At 68.0% G+C, this 21,255-nt stretch carries 24 protein-coding genes and 1 tRNA gene; 10 read left to right on the top strand and 15 right to left on the bottom strand.

Annotated elements, in window-relative coordinates:
• Positions 1 to 20: 20 nt before the first annotated feature.
• The 7 genes from L2U69_RS04325 to lgt form a co-directional block, all read right to left on the bottom strand.
• Entirely contained in the window at positions 21 to 1,115 is a 1,095-nt protein-coding gene (locus L2U69_RS04325) for a glutamine synthetase beta-grasp domain-containing protein (protein ID WP_236105325.1), read from the bottom strand.
• 47 nt (positions 1,116 to 1,162) lie between these two features.
• A complete protein-coding gene (locus tag L2U69_RS04320; RefSeq protein ID WP_236105324.1) occupies positions 1,163 to 1,369 on the bottom strand; it encodes a DUF1127 domain-containing protein in 207 nt (68 codons plus the stop codon).
• Positions 1,370 to 1,508: 139 nt separating this feature from the next.
• Positions 1,509 to 2,444: a ribose-phosphate pyrophosphokinase gene (locus L2U69_RS04315; RefSeq protein ID WP_236105323.1), complete on the bottom strand. Its 936-nt coding sequence runs from the start codon at positions 2,442 to 2,444 to the stop codon at positions 1,509 to 1,511.
• 201 nt (positions 2,445 to 2,645) lie between these two features.
• Entirely contained in the window at positions 2,646 to 3,536 is an 891-nt protein-coding gene (locus L2U69_RS04310) for a hypothetical protein (RefSeq protein ID WP_236105322.1), read from the bottom strand.
• A 114-nt stretch (positions 3,537 to 3,650) separates the two neighbouring features.
• On the bottom strand, positions 3,651 to 4,418 hold the full coding sequence (pgeF, locus tag L2U69_RS04305; RefSeq protein WP_236105321.1) for a peptidoglycan editing factor PgeF: 768 nt from the start codon (positions 4,416 to 4,418) through the stop codon (positions 3,651 to 3,653).
• 10 nt (positions 4,419 to 4,428) lie between these two features.
• Entirely contained in the window at positions 4,429 to 5,517 is a 1,089-nt protein-coding gene (locus tag L2U69_RS04300) for a class I SAM-dependent methyltransferase (protein ID WP_236105320.1), read from the bottom strand.
• A complete protein-coding gene (gene lgt, locus L2U69_RS04295; RefSeq protein WP_329605362.1) occupies positions 5,517 to 6,356 on the bottom strand; it encodes a prolipoprotein diacylglyceryl transferase in 840 nt (279 codons plus the stop codon). Before lgt ends, L2U69_RS04300 begins: the two co-directional genes overlap by 1 nt.
• A gap of 132 nt (positions 6,357 to 6,488) precedes the next feature.
• Between lgt and L2U69_RS04290 the strand changes: the two genes are divergently transcribed.
• Entirely contained in the window at positions 6,489 to 6,749 is a 261-nt protein-coding gene (locus L2U69_RS04290; RefSeq protein ID WP_236105319.1) for an accessory factor UbiK family protein, read from the top strand.
• 9 nt (positions 6,750 to 6,758) lie between these two features.
• The gene (locus L2U69_RS04285) at positions 6,759 to 7,424 is read left to right on the top strand and encodes a gamma-glutamylcyclotransferase (RefSeq protein ID WP_236105318.1); all 666 of its coding nucleotides are present in this window, start codon (positions 6,759 to 6,761) and stop codon (positions 7,422 to 7,424) included.
• Between the two features lie 297 nt (positions 7,425 to 7,721).
• On the opposite strand, the gene L2U69_RS04280 is transcribed toward L2U69_RS04285, so the two are convergent.
• From L2U69_RS04280 to L2U69_RS04270, 3 genes are all read right to left on the bottom strand, one after another.
• Complete coding sequence (locus tag L2U69_RS04280; RefSeq protein ID WP_236105317.1) at positions 7,722 to 8,486, bottom strand: sulfotransferase domain-containing protein; 765 nt, start codon at positions 8,484 to 8,486, stop codon at positions 7,722 to 7,724.
• Positions 8,487 to 8,530: 44 nt separating this feature from the next.
• Positions 8,531 to 9,295, bottom strand: a complete 765-nt coding sequence (locus L2U69_RS04275; protein ID WP_236105316.1) for a hypothetical protein — start codon at positions 9,293 to 9,295, stop codon at positions 8,531 to 8,533.
• A 172-nt stretch (positions 9,296 to 9,467) separates the two neighbouring features.
• A tRNA-Gln gene (locus L2U69_RS04270) sits at positions 9,468 to 9,542 on the bottom strand.
• Between the two features lie 379 nt (positions 9,543 to 9,921).
• Here L2U69_RS04270 and L2U69_RS04265 point away from each other — a divergent pair.
• The 6 genes from L2U69_RS04265 (at position 9,922) to L2U69_RS04240 (ending at position 13,553) form a co-directional block, all read left to right on the top strand.
• On the top strand, positions 9,922 to 10,419 hold the full coding sequence (locus L2U69_RS04265; RefSeq protein WP_236105315.1) for a type III secretion system chaperone family protein: 498 nt from the start codon (positions 9,922 to 9,924) through the stop codon (positions 10,417 to 10,419).
• Positions 10,420 to 10,463: 44 nt separating this feature from the next.
• Positions 10,464 to 11,288, top strand: a complete 825-nt coding sequence (gene proC / locus L2U69_RS04260; RefSeq protein WP_236105314.1) for a pyrroline-5-carboxylate reductase — start codon at positions 10,464 to 10,466, stop codon at positions 11,286 to 11,288.
• Between the two features lie 82 nt (positions 11,289 to 11,370).
• The gene (locus L2U69_RS04255) at positions 11,371 to 12,033 is read left to right on the top strand and encodes a TetR family transcriptional regulator (RefSeq protein WP_236105313.1); all 663 of its coding nucleotides are present in this window, start codon (positions 11,371 to 11,373) and stop codon (positions 12,031 to 12,033) included.
• A gap of 61 nt (positions 12,034 to 12,094) precedes the next feature.
• On the top strand, positions 12,095 to 12,541 hold the full coding sequence (locus tag L2U69_RS04250; protein WP_236105312.1) for a phasin family protein: 447 nt from the start codon (positions 12,095 to 12,097) through the stop codon (positions 12,539 to 12,541).
• 107 nt (positions 12,542 to 12,648) lie between these two features.
• Positions 12,649 to 13,080, top strand: coding sequence for a phasin family protein (locus L2U69_RS04245; protein WP_236105311.1), 432 nt, complete (start codon positions 12,649 to 12,651; stop codon positions 13,078 to 13,080).
• 110 nt (positions 13,081 to 13,190) lie between these two features.
• Positions 13,191 to 13,553 (top strand): tRNA-binding protein, encoded by a 363-nt coding sequence (locus L2U69_RS04240; protein WP_236105310.1) that lies wholly within the window; start codon positions 13,191 to 13,193, stop codon positions 13,551 to 13,553.
• Between the two features lie 11 nt (positions 13,554 to 13,564).
• Here L2U69_RS04240 and L2U69_RS04235 read toward each other — a convergent pair whose 3' ends face one another.
• Genes L2U69_RS04235 through L2U69_RS04220 form a run of 4 tightly spaced genes read right to left on the bottom strand, consistent with a single transcriptional unit; the run spans position 13,565 to position 16,845 of the window.
• On the bottom strand, positions 13,565 to 14,281 hold the full coding sequence (locus L2U69_RS04235; RefSeq protein WP_236105309.1) for a hypothetical protein: 717 nt from the start codon (positions 14,279 to 14,281) through the stop codon (positions 13,565 to 13,567).
• A 4-nt stretch (positions 14,282 to 14,285) separates the two neighbouring features.
• Positions 14,286 to 15,647, bottom strand: a complete 1,362-nt coding sequence (locus L2U69_RS04230) for an ATP-binding protein (protein WP_236105308.1) — start codon at positions 15,645 to 15,647, stop codon at positions 14,286 to 14,288.
• A complete protein-coding gene (locus tag L2U69_RS04225; RefSeq protein WP_236105782.1) occupies positions 15,635 to 16,330 on the bottom strand; it encodes a response regulator in 696 nt (231 codons plus the stop codon). Before L2U69_RS04225 ends, L2U69_RS04230 begins: the two co-directional genes overlap by 13 nt.
• A gap of 14 nt (positions 16,331 to 16,344) precedes the next feature.
• Positions 16,345 to 16,845, bottom strand: a complete 501-nt coding sequence (locus L2U69_RS04220; protein ID WP_236105307.1) for a MarR family winged helix-turn-helix transcriptional regulator — start codon at positions 16,843 to 16,845, stop codon at positions 16,345 to 16,347.
• 172 nt (positions 16,846 to 17,017) lie between these two features.
• Between L2U69_RS04220 and L2U69_RS04215 the strand changes: the two genes are divergently transcribed.
• Positions 17,018 to 17,893, top strand: coding sequence for a branched-chain amino acid aminotransferase (locus tag L2U69_RS04215; RefSeq protein ID WP_236105306.1), 876 nt, complete (start codon positions 17,018 to 17,020; stop codon positions 17,891 to 17,893).
• Positions 17,894 to 18,377: 484 nt separating this feature from the next.
• Positions 18,378 to 20,558, top strand: coding sequence for a phosphocholine-specific phospholipase C (locus L2U69_RS04210; RefSeq protein WP_236105305.1), 2,181 nt, complete (start codon positions 18,378 to 18,380; stop codon positions 20,556 to 20,558).
• Between the two features lie 172 nt (positions 20,559 to 20,730).
• Here the strand turns inward: L2U69_RS04210 and greA are convergent, their stop codons facing one another.
• Positions 20,731 to 21,204 (bottom strand): transcription elongation factor GreA, encoded by a 474-nt coding sequence (greA, locus tag L2U69_RS04205; protein ID WP_236105304.1) that lies wholly within the window; start codon positions 21,202 to 21,204, stop codon positions 20,731 to 20,733.
• Between the last annotated feature and the right edge of the window lie 51 nt (positions 21,205 to 21,255).

The following is a 21,255-nucleotide window of genomic DNA, read 5'->3' as shown; positions in this document are numbered from 1 at the left end:
GACCGGTGCGGCGCGGGCCGTCAGGCGGCCGCCCGGGTCGCCGCCGGGTTCAGACGGGCCCGCTGTTCGTCGCTCAGGAGCACGGTCTCGACGAGGCATGCCGCCACGCGATAGGGATCGGCATTGGCGCCGGGGCGGCGGTCCTCGAAATAGCCGTGGCCTTTCTGCGCGACCGGCTGCGGGATGCGGATCGAGGCGCCGCGATGGGCGACGCCCGCACGGAATTCCTCGATACTGCAGGTCTCGTGCAGGCCGGTCAGGCGCGCCGCCAGACCGTCGCCATAGTCCGCGATGTGGCGGGCGTGATGGCGGGACAGGCGTTCGACGGCGGCATCGATCGCCAGACGCCCGGTTTGCGGCGCGCGGATGGCGGCGGTCGAGAAGTTGGTGTGCATCCCGGCGCCGTTCCAGTCGCCCGGCACGGGCTTGTTGGCGAAGGAGACGGCATAGCCGAAGCGCTCCGCCTCGCGCTGGAGGAGGAAACGTGCCAGCCACAGATGATCGGCCATGGCCAGCGCGTCGGCCGCCTCGCCCTCGATGCCGCGATAGCCGATCTGGAACTCCCACTGGCCCGGCATGACCTCGGCGTTGATGCCATAGATCATCAGGCCGGCGTCGAGACAGGCAGCCGCATGGGCATCCGCCAGGTCACGGCCGAAGGCGACATCGGCCCCGACCGAGCAATAATAGGGGCCCTGAGGCGCCGGAAAGCCGGACTCGGGAAAGCCGAGGGGACGGCCGGCGCGCAGGATGGTGTATTCCTGCTCGAAGCCTGTCCAGGGATCGGCTTCCGCGCCGGCGGCGTCGAGAACGCGGCGCAGATGGGCCCGGTGGTTGGTCGCGTGGGGCGTCTCGTCGGTGTTCAGCACCTCGCAGAGGACGAGATGGCAGCCCTCGCCGCGGCGCGGATCCCGGACGACGCGGACCGGGGTCAGAAGGCAGTCCGAGTCTTCGCCGCTCGCCTGGCCGGTGGAGGAGCCGTCGAAGCTCCACGCCGGGAAATCAGCGGCAACGGGCGTTTCCGGCACATGGACGATGCGGGCCTTGGAGCGGATCTGCTGGGTCGGGCGCGTGCCGTCCAGCCAGATGTATTCAGCAAAACCGATGGTCTTCATGATGCTTCCTGTTTTCTTGTTTCTTGGGGGGCGAGCCGCGCCGGGCCTCAGAGGAAGCCGCGACGCAGGCCGGCCTCGACCTCCGCCCGGGAAATGCCGATGTCGTCGAGGATGCGGTCCTCGAGATTGGCCAGCAAGGCGTAGGTCTGGCGCCGGCGGCGGCGCTCGGCCATGTGGTCGGCGATGCGGCGCAGGTGCCGGGTGACGCCGTTCGGCCGTGTGGGCGCGAAGACGGTGGTGGTGATCGGTTGCATGGGCAGGTCTCCTTAGGTTGTCGACTGCCCGCCTTGGATCCCACGTCGCGGCCGCCCGTTCTGTCCCCGCCGTGACAGCACGAAAAAAAGCCGCCGCCCCGGCGGGGGCGGCGGCCGAACGGCGGCGTTGTTCGAGAGGTCAGTCGAAGAGGGAGGAGACCGAGGTCTCGTCCGTGATGCGGCGCATCGCTTCGGCGATCAGGGGGGCGATGGGGACGCGGCGGATGTTGCGGCACAGGCGCACCGCCTCGGTCGCCAGGATCGAGTCCGAGATCACCAGGGATTCGAGCTTCGAGGCGGAGACGCGCGCGACCGCGCCGCCCGACAGCACGCCGTGGCTGACATAGGCGGAGACGCTGAGGGCGCCCTTGTCCATCAGGGCGGCGGCGGCATTGCACAGCGTGCCGGCCGAATCGACGATGTCGTCGACCAGGATGCAGCGCCGGCCGGCGACATCACCGATGATGTTCATGACCTCGGATTCACCGGCGCGCTCGCGGCGCTTGTCGACGATGGCGAGATCGGCATCGATCCGCTTGGCGATGGCACGTGCCCGGACCACGCCGCCGACGTCCGGCGAGACGATCATCAGCCGTTCCTCGGTGCCGAACTGTTCCTTGATGTCCTGCACGAAGACGGGGGCGGCGAACAGATTGTCGGTCGGGATGTCGAAGAAGCCCTGGATCTGGCCCGCGTGCAGGTCGAGGGTCAGGACGCGGTTGGCGCCGGCCGTGGTGATCAGATTGGCGACCAGCTTGGCCGAGATCGGCGTGCGCGGGCCGGGCTTCCGGTCCTGGCGGGCATAGCCGAAATAGGGGATGACGGCGGTGATCCGCTTGGCCGAGGCGCGGCGCAGCGCATCGATGCAGACCAGCAGTTCCATCAGGTTGTCGTTCGCCGGAAAGGACGTCGACTGGATGACGAAGACGTCCTCGCCGCGGACGTTCTCGTGGATCTCGACGAAGCATTCCTGGTCCGAGAAGCGCCGGACGCTGGCCTTGGTCAGGGGGAGGTTGAGGTAGGCGGCGATCGCCTCCGCCAGCGGTCGGTTGCTGTTGCCGGCCAGCACCTTCATTTGCGCACCCGCGAATTGCTTCCCGTTCCGGTCGAACCGCGCAACACGATCCGGCCCCGAAGGGGTGAGTGGGGGAACACGTGACCCCAGGGGCCCCGCGAAGTCGCCGGCTTTGTATCAAGCCGTCACAGGGCTGTAAACGCGCCTTGGCCCCGCTTCGTCGCAAATCTGTCGCGATGGCGGCGCAGGGCAGCGGCCCTCTCAACGGCGCAGCGAATCGAGCAGTTGCAGCACGCCGTCCGCGCCGCCCTGGGCGGCGGCCCCTGCGATCGGGCCCCAGGACTGGTTCAGGCTGCCGGCCGGCACGTCGTTTTCCTGGGCGATGGTGGCGATCACCTCGCCCGCCGGATTGCGGACCTCCCAGGCCAGCACGACATGTTCCAGCATCGGCGTCAGCGGCCGGACCGAGACGTCGCCCGTTACGACCAGGGCACCTTCCTCCGGCTCCGTCGGCACTCTTACGCCGGCGATCGCGAGGGCGCGTCGCATGGCGTCGGCAAGCGCGTGGTTGCCGTCGCCCGGCGCCCCTTCGACACCGCCGACGACGACCGAGATGCGGGAGGCCCGGGGCGCCGCGGCGACCGGCGCCGGCGCGGGCACACCGGTGTTTCCGGTGATCGTCCGCGCGATGCGCAGGGCCAGCGCGTCGAGCGCGGGGCCGGTGATCGCCGACGTCTCGGCCCCGAGGGGAATACGCCATTGTCCGGCCGGAATGCCGTCGGGCCGGCGGAGATCGGCCAGCAGGTCCTGGCCCACGACCCAGGTGGTCAGCACATAGCTCTGGCTGGCGGCGGCGCGGGTGGTCGCCAGCACGTCGGCGGCGATCAGGTTCCGGGCGACGGCGGCGGCGAGCAGGCCGGGCCGGCCGTCCACGTCGGTCGAGAGGCCGATGGTCGGCGCGACGAGAACGGGGAGGCCGGTCAGCAGGCGGTCGGCACCCTCGGCGGGGGGCGGCGGCACCAGGGTCTTCGCCTGGGGCGCGCGGCCGAGAAGACGGCCGAGGCGGGTCTTGGCCGTGCCGTGACAGCCCGCCGCCAGCACGGCGACGAGAAGGAGCGCGAGCGCCCGCGTTGTCTTTCTAGAGAAGGACACAGCTCGCCAGCAGGCCGAGAAGGAGGATGGCGGTGAACATCATTAGGTGCGGCATGGGGGCCTTTCGCCGTCGGTTTCCCCGGATTACGGTCTCCCGGATCATTCGCTTCCGGGTCAATCCAGCATGATGGCGGCGACCTCGCGGCCATAGTCCGCCTCGCCCCGATGGGTCGCCCGCCGGTAGGAGAAGAATTGCCCTTCGTCCGCCGCCGTGTCGAGGCCGAGGACGTCGACGGTGCCGATCCCGGCCCGCGCCAGCCGGTCGGCGACATAGGCGGGGAGGTCGAAATGGGCACGGGTGCCGGCATCGGGCACATGGAAGAAGCGCCGGGCCGCCGGTCCGTCCTGCTCGACGAAACGGGCTTCGAATTCCGGGCCGACCTCGTAGGAGGCAGGGCCGATGCAGGGGCCGACGGCGGCGGCGATGCGCGACGGCTTGGCGCCGAGGTCGATCATGGCCGCGACCGTCGCCTCGGCGACGCCCCCGATGGCGCCCTTCCAGCCGGCATGGGCGGCGCCGATCACTCCGGCCTCGGCATCGGCGAAGAGGATCGGGGCGCAATCGGCCGACAGCACGCCCAGCGCGATGCCGCGTGCCCGGGTCACCATGCCGTCGGCTTCCGGGCCCTGGCCGGGCTGCCACGGCGTCTCCACGGTGGCGACGCGGGTGCTGTGGATCTGGTGCAGGGAGACGAGCGTGCCGGCGCCGACGGCCCCGGCCACACGGGCCCGGTTCTCGTCCACCGCCTGGCGCTCGTCGCGCGAGCCGAAGCCGCAGTTCAGCGAATCATAGATGCCGCCGGAAACGCCGCCGCGCCTTCCGAAGAAGCCATGGGGCAGGGCGCCGAGGGCGGGGCTGAGATGGCACGGCGGACGGGACATCGGCGAGCCTTCAGAAAGCAGGCGGAACGGGTTGGCCCGGCCCCGTCAGGGCCAGCGCCTTGAACAGGCTGCCCATCTGCTCCGGCGCGGTCAACCGGGCGTGGGCGGCGACGACATCGGCGGCGCGCGCCGGATTGGCCGATGCCAGCCGCCCGGCGCGCACGCCGATACCGAGATCGGTCAGCAGCGCGCCCTGGTCGCGCGGGCCGTGGGCGCGGGCGCCGGCGCCGGTCGCGGCGGCGGCCAGATGGGCGAAATTGACGTGGGCCGTCAGGTCGGCCGTGCCCAGGGTCGAGAGCACGTCGGCATGGCGGTGCCCGGCGACCGCCTGCAGCGTATCGGCGAAACCCCGATGGGCGGCGCCGTAGTCGACGATCAGCGCAGCGCCGCCCTGCCGCGCCAGCCGCCCGCCGAGGCCGGCCGCGATCTCGACGGCGAGGGGCGAGACTTCGAGGACGGCGCCGGGTGTCGGCGCTTCATGGGGTGGCAGCACATGCGCCGGTGCCGTCTCGGGCGCCAGGCCGAAGGCGAGACCGCCGTCCGCGTCGAGGCCGACCACCCGTTCGTTGAACCCCGCGCCGGTGAAGACGAACTGCCGGATCGGCAGGGCGTCGAAGAATTCATTGGCGAGGAGCAGCAGGGGGGCATCGCCCGGCAGATCCTCCGGCCGGTCGTGATGGACGACGGCGGCGCCGATGGTCTCGGCCTGGAGCCGGCGAAGACGGGGCGAGGTTTCGACCAGATGCACGGGGAGATCGACGGGAAAGCCAGGCACGCGGGCGAGACTCCGGCGCGCATCCGCCATCAGCGTGCCGCGCCCCGGGCCCAGTTCCGCCAGCACCACGCGCGGCGGCGCGCCCATGTCGGCCCAGGCCGCGCCCAGCCACAACCCCAGCATCTCGCCGAACATCTGGCTGATCTCCGGCGCCGTGGTGAAATCGCCCGCCGCGCCGAAGGGCTCCCGCGTCATGTAGTAGCCGTGAACCGGGTTCGACAGCGCCTCCCACATCACGGTCGCGACGGGCAGGGGACCGTCCAGCGCGATCCGCTCCGCCAGCAGGCGGGCGAGTGGAGAGGGGCCTGCGCCGTCACCCGCCATCAGGCCGCGACCGCATCCTCTTTCGACCGGTCGGGGGCGGGGCGGCGGCCCGACGTGGCCGCCATCCAGATACCGATCAGGATCATCGGGACCGACAGGAGCTGACCCATGGTGGTGCCGAAGACGAGGAAATCGAGCTGCGGATCCGGCTGGCGGAAGAATTCGCTGGCGATGCGGGCGATGCCGTAGCCGATCAGGAAAATGCCGCTCATGGCGCCCATGTTGCGTCGGATACCCCGGCGTTCCATCAGCATCAGGAGGATGAAGAGCACGATGCCTTCGAGGAAGGCTTCATAGAGCTGGCTCGGGTGGCGCGGCAGGTGAAGCTCGTCGCTCGGGAAGACCATGGCCCAGGAAACATCGGTCGCGCGGCCCCATAGTTCGCCGTTGATGAAATTGGCGATCCGGCCGAAGAACAGACCGATGGGCACCACCATCGCCACGACGTCGCCGAGGCCGAACAGTGGAATCCGACGATTGCGGGCGAACAGCACGACCGCGAGGACGACGCCGATCAGGCCGCCGTGGAACGACATGCCGCCCTCCCAGATGCGGAGCGCCGCCAGCGGTTCCTCCATGTAGACCGGAAAATTGTAGAACAGGATGTAGCCGATGCGCCCGCCCAGGATGATGCCGAGGGTGACCCAGACGACGAGATCGTCCACTTCCGCCGGCCGCACCGGGCTGCTCCCGCGGGCGGCGAGGCGCATGGCGAGGCGCCAGCCGAGCACGATCCCCGCGACATAGGCGAGCGCATACCAGCGGATGGCCAGGGGGCCGATCTGAAAGGCGATCGGGTCGATCACGGGAAAGGCGATGGTGGGAAGCATGGTGAACATGGGCGGGGCTCCCTAGGCGGCGTCCGGGTTGTCGGCCGGGGCCGCTCCGCTGTCAAGGCCGTGGGGCGGGCGACGCGGAAAGGCAAAGCCGTCGTTGCAACGCGAAAGTGGGCGAGGCAGACTGTCCCCATCATGCAGACCGACAATCGCTTGCTCGACGATATCGCCCGCCTCGCGACCGGCGCCATGGGCGCCCTCCAGGGTGTGCGCCAGGAGGCGGACGGCGTCGTCCGCCAGTTGGTGGAACGCTTCGTGGCCGACATGCAGCTCGTCCCGCGCGAGGAATTCGAGGCCGTGAAGGCAATGGCCGCCAAGGCCCGCGCCGAGAATGAAGCCCTGGCCGAACGCCTGGCCGCCCTCGAGGCGAAGCTGGCGCAGCAGGGGCAGGGCTGAGCGCGCGGGATGTCCCTGCGCCGGGACGATCTGGCATCCGACGCGTTCGAGGCGCGAATCCTCGAACTGCTGCCGCCCGGCTACATGACCTTCCTGACCCCGCAACAGCGTGACGACTCCCTTCGGGCAACGCTCGACGAGGCGCCGGAGGGTGACGTCTGGCTCTTCGGCTATGGGTCCCTGATGTGGAATCCGGCGATCCATCACGAGGAACAGGCGCTGTGCCTGTTGCGCGGGTGGCACCGGCGCTTCTGCCTGTGGACGCCGCTGGGCCGGGGCACGGTCGAGAGGCCGGGTCTCGTCCTCGGTCTCGAGCGCGGCGGTGCCTGCAAGGGCATGGCCTTCCGGATCCCCCGCGCCGCGGCGGAGCATGAATTGCGCCTCGTCTGGCGGCGCGAGATGCTGACCGGCGGCTATGTCCCGCGCTGGGTTAACCTCGATACGGCGGATGGCCCGGTGCGTGCCGTCACCTTCGTCATCAACCGCGCGGGGCCGCGCTATGCCGGGCGCATGTGCGAATTCGAGACGGCGGCGACCATCGCCACCGCCGAAGGCTTCCTCGGCACCTGCCGGGCCTATCTCGAGGAATCGATTCGGGCGCTGGCCGCCCACGGTATCCGCGATCGCCACCTGCACCGGCTGCAGCATCTCGTGTCGATCCACCCGAACGGGTAGTGACGGTGGCGATTCCGGTGATCCCGCCCCGGGCCCAGGCCCGAGTGGTCTCTGATCTGGTGGTGAATCCCGGTCCTTTTGCCCCGTTTCGGCGTAAGCCCGCTTGCGACGCCGTGGGATTCACGCCAACTTTCTGACTGTAGACCCAAACGCAAGTGCGCGTGCTTCGATGGTCCGGAGCCAAAAGGTCTACGGTTTCGACTTGGACATCATCCACTCGAGTGACTGGACCCGCCGAGCCGGCAATCTCGGCGGGTCTTTCTCATGCGGGGTGTCCCGGCAAGTCGGGCGTTCCGGTCAGGCGGCGTCGGGTTCCGGAATGTGGCGCTTGCGGAATTGCCGGACCCAGACACTGTCGCTGCCGTCCGCTTCGATGAAATCCCTGAAGAAGGGCGCGAATTCCGCCCGGATGCTCTCGCTGTCCACGGGCTGCATTTCCGTCACATGGCGATCGGCCACACCCTTGTTGAATTGGGTGAAGGCGTGATTCATCACGTGGTCCCGCACCTCCGGCACGGGCGCATCGATGCCTAAATGCGCGCAGATCCTGCGGATCGCCGTCTCCGTGTCGAAGGCGCATTGATCGTAGGGCAGAAGAAGCGCGTCGCTGAGGGCGGCCCAGATCTGGAACTTGCGGATATGGCGCCCCACCACCGCCCGCGCATCTTCGAGCGTGTGGATATGCGCGAATCCCGCCTGACCCGTTGCGCGGGCCTTGTCGCCGGCATCGACCAGGGAGAGGCAGGTGTCGCGGGGGTCGCGGACCGGCAGTTGGATCTTGATCCGGCCGGCCCTGACGAGGGCTTCGAAATGCGGTAGTTCCCGGGGCGGCGGCCGGTTGTGGGTCTTGACGATCAGGCGCCGGTCCGGAGTCATGAACCGAAGCACGGCTTCGACATGCTCGATGTCCGGCTTGTTCATGAAATTGACGCTGGACTCCGGCAGGACCAGATCGTCGGGCAGGCGGTGCTGCGGATAGCCCGCGAAGGTCAGCGCCGCCTTCGCCAGTTCGAACGCCAACGTGCTGCCCGATTTGGGTATGCCGAAACTGATGACCAGCATGCTTCTACCTCTGTCCAGGCCCTATCGGGGGAAGGTTTCCCGATTCACCGTTCGGATAGGGAGAGCCGGGCACTCGGGGCTTCCGCCAAACCGGGGGCGGCGCCGGCCTCGCCGACGTCGACGAAGTCCCGAAAGAAATCCGCGAGTTGGTCGCGCACTTTCTCGTCGTCCGCTTCGGTCATTTCGGCCGCGTGCCTGTTCGGCACGCCCTTGTTGAACTGGGTGAAGGCGCAGTCGAAGACGTGGCGACGAACCTTGTCGATGGGGGCGACGACCCCCAGCTGGGCCGAAATTCGGGCGACCGCGGTCTCGGTCTCGAAAGCGCATTGTTCATAAGGGAGAAGGAGCGCGTCTTTGAGGCTCGCCCAGAAACGGAAATTGGGTATCTGCCGCCGAACCGTCCGCAGCGCGGTATCGAGGGTCTCGATGCGGGAAAAGGCGGTATGGCCGTTTCGCCGGGCGGTTTCGCCGGCGTCGACCAGGGACAGGCATATGTCGCGCGGGTCGCGCACGGCGACCTGGATCTTGAGCAGCCCTTCACGGCACAAGGCTTCCAGTCGGGGACGCTCTTCCGCGGGGGGCGCGCGGTGGGTCTTCAGGACGATGCGCTGTCCGGGCGCCAGGGATCCGAGGATGGCGTCGATGGTCTCGAGGTTCGGTTCGGTCGTGAAATTGATATTGTGGCCGGGGGTAAGCAGATGTTCGGCCAGCCGGTCCTGGGGAAATCCGGAAAACGAAAGAACGGCCTTGGCGAGTTCGAACGCCAATGTGCTGCCAGACTTGGTAATACCGTAACTGATAACCAGCATGAAGCTCTCTCTGTTCGGGCACCGGACAGGGGTTCAGCGTGCCAGCATACCCCCTTGACGACCGAGAAGGCGATGGTCAAGCGGGCCGCCGGCGGGAAAGCCCTGGATTCGGGCCCGATTTCACGTCTAAGCGAGACAGTGGAAACGCGTCGCCGAACAGGGAAGGGCGGTCTGGCTGGGGCGCCTGGATTCGAACCAGGGAATGGCGGTACCAAAAACCGCTGCCTTACCACTTGGCTACGCCCCAACGGCGCGGCGGCCTGACCGCGCTTCGAGTGGCGGGAACATAAGGACAAGCCGGGGCTTCCGCAAGTCGAAGCCGGGGGGCCTCCGAAATTGCCCCTGCTTCACGAAAGTTTCCCCGAAAGGCGGGTTGTGGGCCTTGCTCCGAATCGAATGCTTTGCGACCGTTTAGCCATGGTGGATGCGATGCCTTCGACCCCCAAGATCTGCGCTGCCCGGATCTGTACTGCCCAGGCGGGCGGCACCGGGTTTCGAGTCGATGGCGGTCCCGGCCGGCACGATGCACCACCCTCGGATACCTTCGTTCCCTCTCGCCCCATCCCGGGTCTCACCCGCGGCCTCGCCGTTTCGGCGGCCGGCCGCAAAGCATGAGGAGTAGGATCATGGCAATGCTGTATACCGAGCGCGAGACCACGGTCTTGGATCCGATCGATCTCATCGAGCAGATCGTCGCGGCCAACGACTGGCCTTCGGACCGGGCGGGGGACGGCGAATTGTCGGTCGCGGTGAACGGGAGCTGGTGCGACTATCACTTCGGCTTCTCCTGGCGCGAGCCGGAACGGGCCCTGCAGCTCACGCTCGCCTTCGACATGCGCGTGCCGCCGGCGCGTCAGGCCCAGATCTACGAATTGCTCGGCCTGATCAACGAACAGCTCTGGCTCGGCCATTTCGACCTCTGGTCGGAAGACGGGGTGATCCTGTTCCGCCACGCCAGCCTGATGGGCGACAGCGTTTCGATGAGCGTGTGCGAGGAATTGATCGACATCGCCATTTCGACCTGCGAGCGCTTCTATCCGGCCTTCCAATTCGTCCTCTGGGGCGGTAAGAGCGCGATCGAAGCCTTGGCCGCCTCCCTGATCGAAACCGTCGGGGAGGCGTGACGGGCACCTGATCGCCCGGCCCTGATCGCCCGAAGGAGTCCCCCATGACCACCGAAACCATTCTGGACCGGCCGATGCTGCTGGTCGGTTGCGGGAAGATGGGGGGCGCCATGCTGGACGGCTGGCTGCGCGACGGCCTCGCCCCCGAGCTCGCCCATGTGGTCGAGCCGGCGGGGGCACCCGATCTCGCGGCGCGCGGCGTCCGGGTCCATGGGGATCTGTCGGCGGTGCCGGCGGATCTCGATCCCGGCGCCGTCGTCGTCGCGGTGAAGCCCCAGACCATGGACAAGGTGCTGCCGGCCCTGAAGCCCCTGGTGTCGGCGCGGAGCCTCGTGCTCTCGATCGCCGCCGGCAAGCGCATCGCCCTGTTCGAGACGGCCCTCGGCGCGGGCGTGCCGGTGGTGCGCGCCATGCCCAATACGCCGGCCGCCGTCGGCCGGGGCATGACCGTGCTGGTCGGGGGGCGGGCCGCCGGCCCCGCCGACAAGGCCCTGGCGGAGCGGCTCTGCGCCGCCGTCGGCGCCGTCGGCTGGGTCGAGGACGAGGGCCAGATCGACGCGGTGACCGCGCTCTCGGGCGGTGGTCCCGCCTATGTCTTCCTGCTGATCGAAGTCATGGCCAAGGCAGGCGCCGCCGCCGGCCTCGACCCGGATCTCGCCATGCGCCTCGCCCGGGAGACGGTGACGGGGGCCGGCGAACTGGCGCGGCTTTCGTCCGAACCGGCCGATCAGTTGCGCCGCAACGTGACGAGCCCGGCGGGCACCACCGAGCGGGCCCTGAACGTCCTGATGGCGGACGACGGGCTGCAGCCCCTGTTCGACCGGGCGATCGCCGCCGCCGCCGCCCGCTCCCGCGAACTGGCGGGCTGAGGACCGGGGGCGAAAGCCTGCTGGCCATCGCCGCCGATCCGATTCATGCTGCTCCAACAGGGCAAGGCGCGAAAGATCGGCGATGGCAGCGCGAGGCGAAAATCCGAACCGCGATGATCGTGAGAAAGACGGGCGAGAGAAAGGCGGGCGTGAGGACGAGGACGTCCTGATCGATGCCGCCCTGGCCCTGGCGGCGGAAATGCCCTGGTCGCGGGTGACCCTGGCCGCGATCGCCGCCCGTGCCGGCGTGCCGCTCGCCGAATGCTATCCCCGCCATCTCGATTCCGCCTCCATCCTGCGCGCCTTCGGGCGCCGCATCGACCGTGCCGTGCTGGCGGGCGACGATCCGTCCCTGATGGCGGAGCCGCCGCGCGATCGCCTGTTCGACGTTCTGATGCGCCGCTTCGAGGCGCTGGCGCCCCATCGCGCGGCACTGCGTTCCATTGTCGCAACCGACCGCCGCGATCCCCTCGGCGTGCTGGCCCGGCTGCCGGATTTCCTGCGCTCCATGGACTGGATGGTCGCGGCGGCGGGACTGGACGGCGGCGGCATCGCCGGCTTCATCCGGCGGCGCGGTGCGGCCGCGGTCTTCCTTGCGGTGCTGCCGGTCTTTCTCGAGGACGAGAGCGAGGATCTGGGGCGGACCATGGCCGCCCTCGACCGCCAGATTGCCCGCGGCGATCGGCTGATGCGGTCATTGCCGGCGTCAATGTTGCGGCGCGGCTCTGCAATCGACGTGTCGTAGTGCTTCGATATATTCTCCTGATGGAACATCCGAATCGAGTCCCGCAACGAGGAAGAACGCCATGAGCGACGACAAGAATTCCGCCAATCTCTTCGGTTTCGACGTCGGCAAGCTCTTGGGCGGCTTCCGCCTGCCGACGATCGACGTCGGGCAATTGATCGACACCAATCGCAAGAACATGGATGCATTGATCGCGGCCCAGCGGTCGGTGACCGACGGCTATGCCAGCCTCGCCAAGCGCCAGGTCGAGATCTTCCAGAACACGATGGAAATGGCCCAGGCCGCCATCAAGGCGCGGCGCGAGATGAAGAAGGGCGAAGGCGGCGAAGGTGGCGAAGGCCCGTCGCCGACCGACATCGCCAAGATGGCCCTGAACATGGCGATCCAGAACATGAAGGACCTCGCCGAGGCGACCGCCAAGGCCAATGGCGAAGCGGTCTCGATGATCAACGAGCGCATGAAGGCCACCGTCAGCGAACTCAAGTCTATGAGCGAAAAGAAAGAGTAGGTGCTACATTGTGCACTGCCGTCGGAAATCGCCGTCGGCAGTAAGCGGGAAAGCCCTGTCAACCTCCCCAACAAAGGGCGGGGCTGCTTTCGACGAAAGGATTCGTTATGGCCTCCGACAAGCCTGAGTTTCCGTTTTTCAGCTTCGACGTGAAGAAGTTCGTCGGCGACATGAAGATGCCCAATGTCGACATGGACGCCATCGTCTCGTCGTCGCGGAAGAACATCGAAGCCCTGACCCAGGCCAACCGCATCGCCTTCGAAGGCTTCCAGGCGGTCGCCAAGCGTCAGGTCGAGATCATGCGCGAGACCATGACCGAGGCGGCGAGCGTGCTGAGGAGCATGACCACCAGCCCGAGCGAAGCGAAGGTCGCCCCCGAAGTCCTGAAGAAGGCCTTCGAGGCGGCACTCGCCAACATGCGCGAACTGGCCGAAATGACCTCCAAGGCCAATTCCGAAGCCTTCGACGTGATCCAGAAGCGGGTCACGGAATCGATCGAGGAAGTGAAGGCCCTGACCGCCAAGGCCAAGGGCGAATAATCCCGATCGCGGGTTTTCGCGTTCGAACGGGCGGCGGGTCTCCCGCCGCCCGTTCTCGTTTCGGGTCAGGCAATTTTTCGATCAATCCAGTCATTGTCAGGGAGATGATCATGGCGGGCGATGACACCGGGGCCCCGGGTCCCGTCACATTCGACGATTTCCTGAAGCTCGACATCCGTGTCGGCACCATCGTCGAGGCGGAGCCGTTCCCGAAGGCGCGCAAGCCCGCCTACAAGCTGACGGTCGATTTCGGGGGCGCGATCGGGCGGCGCCGTTCCTCGGCCCAGATCACCGTCCACTACCAGCCCGAAGGCCTGATCGGCCGTCAGGTGCTGGCCGTGGTCAATTTCCCGCCGCGCCAGATCGGTCCCTTCATGTCGGAAGTCCTGGTGCTGGGCGTGCCGGACGAGAATGGCGCCGTCGTCCTGATCGGCCCCGGCCAATCCGTGCCCGACGGCGGACGCCTGTTCTAGTCGCGTTCGGGCTAGTCGCGTGTCCGGGGCAGCGGCGGCGCGGCTTCCGGCGCCTCGGGCCGGCCGTCGAGCCGGGCCAGTGCCCGCCCGAAGGCCGCGTCGCCGCCCGAGGGCAGGGCGAAGCCCCCTGTCAGATGGACGTCGTTCAGGGTGAGGGCGGCGGCGAAACTGCCGGTGGCCAGCAGGTCCTGGTGCAGCAGACCCTCGGCATCCTCGAGAAAACAGCCGATCCGTTCGAGCCGCAAGGCGCGCGGACCGGCGGCGGTGGCGGCGGTGGCCGGCGCGGTCGCGACCAGCGTGTCGCAGCGCCGCGTCTCCATCGGCTTGTGATTGAAGGTCAGGCGCAGCACGGCGGCCGAGGCCAGCAGCGCGGCATTGCCGGCGAAGCGCGCCTGCAGCGCCTGCAGCTTGTCCGCCGGCACGGCGAATTCGACGGTCACGGCGGCGGGCCGGCGCGGCACGCCGTCGGCATCCCGCGCCTCGGTCCAGAGCCGCAGTACGGCACCGTCCGCGCCCGCGAAGGCGGCGTTGCAGGCCCCGGCACGTGACAGTCTGCCGTCGGCGATGACGGAGGTGGCGGCGCAGGCGACGGTCCAGGGCGTCGCGCCTTCCTCCTCGACCGCGGCGCCGAACCAGTCGTCGAGGTCGCTGTAGTCGTCTTCCGCCGCGGCCGCGATCGGGATGAGAGCGAGCAGGGCGAGCAGGGCGGGGCCGGTCCGGCGGATCATGGCGTCAGGCCGGCAGGCGGATGCGGGCGCGCAACCCGCCCATGGCGCTTCGCTCCAGGAAGATGTCGCCGCCGTGGCTGCGCGCCACGTCCCGCGCGATGGCAAGGCCGAGGCCGACGCCGGCATCCTCCGGATTGCGCGCGACGTCGAGGCGGACGAAGGGGCGGAAGGCATCGTCCCGCCGGTCCTCCGGAATCCCCGGGCCGTCGTCGTCGACGGCGATCTCGACCCAGCGGCTGGACGAGGAGAGGCGCACCCGGACATGGCGGGCATGGCGCTGGGCATTGTCGACCAGATTGACGAGGCAGCGTTTCAGGGCGTGACGGCGCAGCGTGACCACCAGGGACACGAGGTCGGGGGCTTCGACCGGCACGTCGCGCGGGCCGGCGTTGGCGTCCTCCACCACTTCCTCGATCAGGGCGGCGAGATCGGTCTCGGCCGGCTGCTCGCCTTCCTGGCCGCGCGCGAAGGCGAGGAATTCCTCGATCATGCGCTCGACCTCGGTGACGTCGCGGGTCAGTTCCGCCTGATCCTCGCCGCCGCCCATCATGGCGAGGCGCAATTTCATGCGGGTGAGGGGGGAGCGCAGGTCGTGGCTGATGCCGGCCAGCATTTCGGTGCGCTGGCGCAGGTGGCGCTCGATCCGTTCGCGCATGGCGATGAAGGCGGCGGCGGCGCGCCGCACCTCGCGCGCGCCGGACGGCTTGAAGTCGCCGGCCGCCTGGCCCTTGCCGAAGGCTTCCGCCGCCTCGGTCAGGCGCACGATGGGGCGGATCTGGTTGCGCAGGAACAGAATGGCCACGGTCAGGAGCAGGACCGAGAGGCCGACCATCCAGAAGAACAGCAATTCGTTGGTCGACGTGGTGATGCGCTTCAGGGGCACGCTGACCCGCAGCAGGCTGTCGCCCAGGTCGAAGGTCATGCCGATCACGTCGGGATCGGAGGTGGTGTCGATCGTGTAGGGCAGACCGACGACGCTGGTCAGTTCGCCCCGGAGCACCCGTTCGAGGATCGGGAAACGCCCGCTCGCCACCGGGGGCAGATCGGCCCGCGCATCCTGCTCGAGGCCGAGCTGCATGGTCGCCCGCGCCAGGTGGAAGATGCGGGCATTGTCGGCCCCCGGCGTCTCGTCCATCTGGGCGACGACATAGGCGATGTCGCCCGCCAGCGAATTGCACAGGCGCCGCGTGACCAGTTCCCAATGCCGGTCGATGAAGATGAAGGAGAGGATCGCCTGGGAGATGAAGACGGGGGCGACGATGATGATGAGGGCGCGGGCGAAGAGGTTCTTCGGCATCGCCCGACGGATCGCGCGGGACAGGCGTTCGATGGGATCGGCGGCGGGCGGCGCGTTCAGCTCAGCCACAGGACATAGCCCTTGCCGCGCACGGTCTGCAGGTGGTGGGGGGCGCGGGGATCGTCCTCGATCTTGCGGCGCAGCCGCGTGACCTGGACGTCGATCGTGCGCTCCTGGGCCTGGCCGGTCGCCTGCGCCAGTTCCTCGCGGCTGATGGGTTCGCCCGCGCGCTCCGCCAGGAGGCGCATCAGGGTCAATTCGCCGGAAGTCAGGCGCACCACCTCGCCGCCCCGGCGCAATTCGCCCCGGTTGAGATCGAGACGCCAGGCGCCCAATTGCACCGCGTTCTCCGCCGCCGCCTGGGCGGGCGCGGCGGACTGGCGACGCAGGATGGTGCGGATGCGCAGCACCAGTTCGCGCGGTTCGAAGGGTTTCGGCAGATAGTCGTCGGCGCCGGCCTCAAGCCCGGCGATGCGGTCGTCCGGCCCGCCGCGCGCGGTCAGCAGCAGGATCGGCGGCATGTCGTCCGCCTTGAGGCGGCGGGTGAAGGCGATGCCGTCCTCTCCGGGCATCATGACGTCGAGGACCAGGAGATCGAAGGCGATGGCGTCGATCTGGCGTTCGGCCTCGGCCGCGTCGCCGGCGGTCGAGACGCGAAAGCCCTGATCGGCCAGATATTTGCCGAGAAGACCGCGCAGTCGCGCGTCGTCGTCGACGATCAGCAGGTGCGGGGGCGGCGCGCTGTCCTCCATCGCCGGCGCCACCTTCAATCCTTGTCGACGGTGGCGAGCACCGTCTCGCGGTCGGTTTCGTCTATGAGGCCGATGAGAACGGCGCGAAAACCCGCCACCGCCTCGGCGCCGGCCTCGCGATAGGCGCGGGTGACCCGGGCGCGCTGCAGGCCCGACAATTGGCGTTCCAGCTCCTTGCCGTCGTCGGTCAGGGAGAGCAGGCGCTGGCGGCGGTCCCGCGTGCCCTGGGTCTGGGCCACCAGCCCCTCCGTGACGAGCTGGGAGAGGACACGCGACAGGCTCTGCTTGGTGATGCGCAGTATCGACAGCAATTCGTTGACGGTCATGCCCGGGCGCCGGCCGATGAAGTGGATGGCGCGGTGATGGGCGCGGCCCATGCCGTGACGCGCCAGTACCGCGTCGGCATCGGACGTGAAGTCGCGATAGGCGAAGAACAGCAACTCGATGCCCTGCCTGATTTCCTCGTCGCGCAGGAAGAGCGGATTGGGGCGTGACCCCTGGGGCAGACTGTTCATGATCGGCGGCTATCTCGGCGAAGGGGCGACTGGCATCCTGCCTTGTTATAGGGATTCTGCAAGATGGCGCGGCAATTACGTCAGCGATATTGACGTAGTATTGAGGGCCGCTTCGCTCTAGTCTGCCGCCAAAACGACCCGCAAGACAAACTGGCACTCAGGAGCGAACCCCATGGCTGGCCCGGCATTCGACGACCGCGACGGTTTCATCTGGTATGACGGCGTCATGGTGCCCTGGCGGGATGCGCGCTGCCACGTCCTGACTCATGCGCTGCATTACGCGAGCTGCGTCTTCGAGGGCGAGCGCGTCTATGGCGGCAAGGTCTTCAAGCTGACTGAACATTCCCAGCGCCTGATCGATTCGGGCCGCATCCTCGGCTTCGACGTGCCGATGACGGTGGAGGCGATCGACGAAGCCACCCGCGATGTGGTCGCCAGAAACGGCATCGTCGACGGCTATGTCCGCCCGCTCGCCTGGCGCGGGTCGGAGATGATGGGCGTCTCGGCCCAGGCCAACACCATCCATGTCGCCATCGCCTGCTGGCTGTGGCCGTCCTATTTCTCGCCGGAAGCGCGCCTGAAGGGCCTGCGCCTCACCATCGCCGACTGGAAGCGCCCGGCGCCCGATACCGCGCCCACCGCCTCCAAGGCCGCCGGCCTCTACATGATCTGCACCCTCTCGAAGCACAAGGCCGAGGCGGCGGGCTTCGACGACGCCCTGATGTTCGACTATCGCGGCCGGGTCGCGGAGGCGACGGGCGCCAATATCTTCTTCGTGAAGGACGGCAAGCTCCACACCCCGACCCCCGACTGTTTCCTCGACGGCATCACGCGCCGCACCGTGATCGACCTCGCCCGCCGGAAGGGCATCGAGGTGATCGAGCGCACCATCATGCCGGAAGAGATGGAAGGTTTCGAACAGGCCTTCCTGACCGGCACCGCGGCCGAAGTGACGCCGCTGTCCGAAATCGGCCCCTACAGCTTCGAGGTCGGCGAGATCACCAAGGGCCTGATGACGGCCTATGACGATCTGGTGCGGGGCCGCTGAGGCCGGAGCGCCTTTCGCCGCTTCCCCCCGGACGGGTGGGGAAGCGGCCCATTCTTCGAAAAATTTGTAACTGATCGCGTCCGCGTCCGAGTCGTCGCGCGTCAATCCGGCGCCGTCGAGACACGGCGCATGGGCTCATGCGAAAAGCGCAAGCCGGCCGAAAGCGGCGGATTGCCGCGCCTGGCGCGGCGGCGGCCCGCCCGTGTCTCGGATTGTTACTAAAACGGATTCCATTCTGACATCGCTCGGTAACGAAGCGGTTTCACCATCCCCCTCGCGAATCCGGAGCGGTGCGGATCGAGGCGGAGAAGGCGGGGGGACGTCTTCCCACGATACGCGACCGGCCGCCTCCGCTACGCCCCGTCAGGGGGCGTAATCAGCATCATCCCACGATGCCGACACGACTGTAAGGCTGCGCCAGCCGGCGAATTCCGGCTGACGGGTCCGTGCGTCCCCGTCTTGCGTAGGGTTGAGGGAGTTCAACATGACCGATAAGAACAGGCGAGATTTCTTGAAGAATGCCGGCGCGCTGGCCGGCATGGCGACCGCGATGTCGGCGTTTCCGCCGGTCATCCGGCAGGCGCTGGCGATCGAGGCCAACAACGCCACCAAATCCATCATGGACGTCGAACATGTGGTCATCCTGATGCAGGAGAACCGTTCGTTCGACCATTACTTCGGCACCATGTCGGGCGTGCGCGGCTTCGGCGACCGGCTGGCGATGCCGCTGCCGGACGGCCGCAACGCCTTCCAGCAGTCGAACGGCACCCGTATCGTCACGCCGTACCACCTCGACGCGACCCAGGGCAACGCCCAGCGCGTCAGCGGCACGCCGCACTCCTGGAGCGATGCCCAGAATGCCTGGGATCACGGCCGCATGGCCCAATGGCCGCTCTACAAGCGCGACCATTCGATGGGCCATTACGAGGAAGCCGAACTGGAATTCCAGTACGCGCTGGCCAATGCCTTCACCGTCTGCGACGCTTATCACTGCGCGCTGCACGGCGGCACCAATCCGAACCGCATGTTCCTGTGGACCGGGACCAACGGCCCGACCGGCGCGGGCGTCGCCCAGGTCGTCAACGAATGGGACGACCTCGGCCCGTCCTCCGAAGGCTTCACCTGGAAGACCTATCCGGAGCGCCTGCAGGACGCCGGCGTGACCTGGAAGGTCTATCAGAACATGCCGGACAACTATACCGACAACTCGCTGCACGGCTTCCGCACCTATCGCAAGGCCAACGAGGACGTCGGCAACAATTCGAACGGTTCGCCCTATACCGAATACCGCCAGAAGCTGGAGCGGGTGAATCCGCTCTACAAGGGCTGCGGCAACACCATGCCGAAGGGCGGCCTGCTCCAGGAATTCGCCGGCGACGTCCGTATCGGCCATCTGCCGCAGGTGAGCTGGATTGTCGCGCCGCGCACCTACAGCGAACATCCGGGCCCGTCCAGCCCGGTGCAGGGTGCCTGGTATACCCAGAAGGTGCTGGCCTCGCTGGTCGCCTATCCGGAGGTCTGGTCGAAGACCGTCCTCATCGTCAATTTCGACGAGAACGACGGCTTCTTCGACCACATGCCGCCGCCCTGCGTCTATTCGATGAACGAGGACGGCACGCCGGCCGGCGCCTCGACCATCAAGGAGAGCGAACTGACGGTCGAACGCTTCGTTCACCCGAAGCCGGAAGGCACCAGGGGCCAGCCGTCGCCGGACGGCCGCGTCTACGGTCCGGGCCCGCGCGTTCCCTGCTACATCGTCTCGCCCTGGAGCCGCGGCGGCTGGGTCAATTCGGAAACCTTCGACCACACCTCGGTCCTGCGGTTCCTGGAAACCCGCTTCGGCGTCGCCGAGACCAACGTCAGCCCCTACCGCAAGGCCTTCTGCGGTGACCTGATGTCGGCCTTCGACTTCGTCAACCCGAACGCCGAGGTGCCGGAGCTGCCGTCCCGCACCAAGACCGCCGCCGACGCGATCCGCGCCGAGCAGGAAATGCGTGCCCAGGTGCCCGTGCCGGCCGAGGCCGACCAGGCGATCCCGGTCCAGGCCCAGGGCCTGCGGCTTTCGCGGCCGCTGCCCTACGATCTCGACGTCGATGCGACGACCGACGCGGACTCGATCCGGCTGCGCTTCCGCAATCTGGGCACGGCGGGCGCCGTGTTCCACGTCTACGACAAGCTGCATCTCGACCGGGTGCCGCGCCGCTATTCGGTCGAGGCCGGCAAGCATCTGTTCGGCGAATGGGACATCACGGGCGACGACGGCCGTTACGACCTCTGGCTCCTGGGGCCGAACGGCTATCACCGTCACTTCGTCGGCGACGTCAATGAAGCCGGCAAGGCGGGTCTCGCGATCCCCGAGGTCGACTTCCGCTTCGACCGCGACAGCCAGCACGTGAACATCGTGCTGACCAACAACGGCAAGCGCAGCTGCCACCTTCGCATCGTGGCCAATGCCTATGAGACCTATGCCTCGAACCAGCACCTGAGCCCGGGCGAGCGCATCGTCGTGCGTCGCGACCTGAAGGACAGCAGCAACTGGTACGACTACACCATCTATGACTATACGGCGGGCGAGACCGAGCAATCGGTGTTCACCCGGCGCTATGCCGGCCGCATGGAAAACGGCCAGCCGAGCGTTTCCGACCCGGCCTTCGGCCAGGTCTGATCCGGGTCTGATCCGGCATCGAAAGGTCAGGCGGCCGGGTTCGATCCGGCCGCCGCGACTGGTCGATCGTTACAACTGATCGCCACAAACGGAATGCCCCCGGCGACGGCCGGGGGCATTCATGCCGTTCGGATCCGCTGTCCGCGCGTGCCGGCGATCGGCACGGGGCGATTCAGCCGAATTTCACCTTCAGGATCTCGTAGGATTTATGGCCGCCGGGGGTGGTGACCTCGATCTCGTCGCCGACGGTCTTGCCGATCATGGCGCGGGCAACCGGGGAAGAGACGGAGAGGCGGCCGGCCTTCACGTCGGCTTCGTCGACGCCGACGATCTGATAGACCACTTCCTCGTCCGTGTCGGCGTCCACCAGGGTGATGGTGGCGCCGAATTTCACCACTTCGCCCGAGAGTTTCGAGACGTCGATGACCTGGGCGCGCGAGATCTTGTCCTCGAGTTCGAGGACGCGGGTCTCGATGAAGCTCTGCCGCTCCTTGGCGGCGTGATATTCGGCGTTCTCCGAAAGATCGCCGTGCTCGCGCGCGGCCGAGATCGCCTGGATCACCGACGGGCGATCCACGGTCTTCAATCGCTTCAGTTCGGCTTCGAGGGCTTCGTAGCCCCCCGCCGTCATGGGCACTTTTTCCATCGCCCCTCTACCTGTAAGTCTACGGGGCCGGCCCGGAACAGGCGGCCCGAG

The organism is Zavarzinia marina (assembly GCF_021568905.1).
GTDB lineage: Bacteria > Pseudomonadota > Alphaproteobacteria > Zavarziniales > Zavarziniaceae > Zavarzinia > Zavarzinia marina.
The sequence above is the reverse complement of the archived record's forward strand: the minus strand, read 5'-3'. Positions and strand labels throughout refer to the sequence as shown.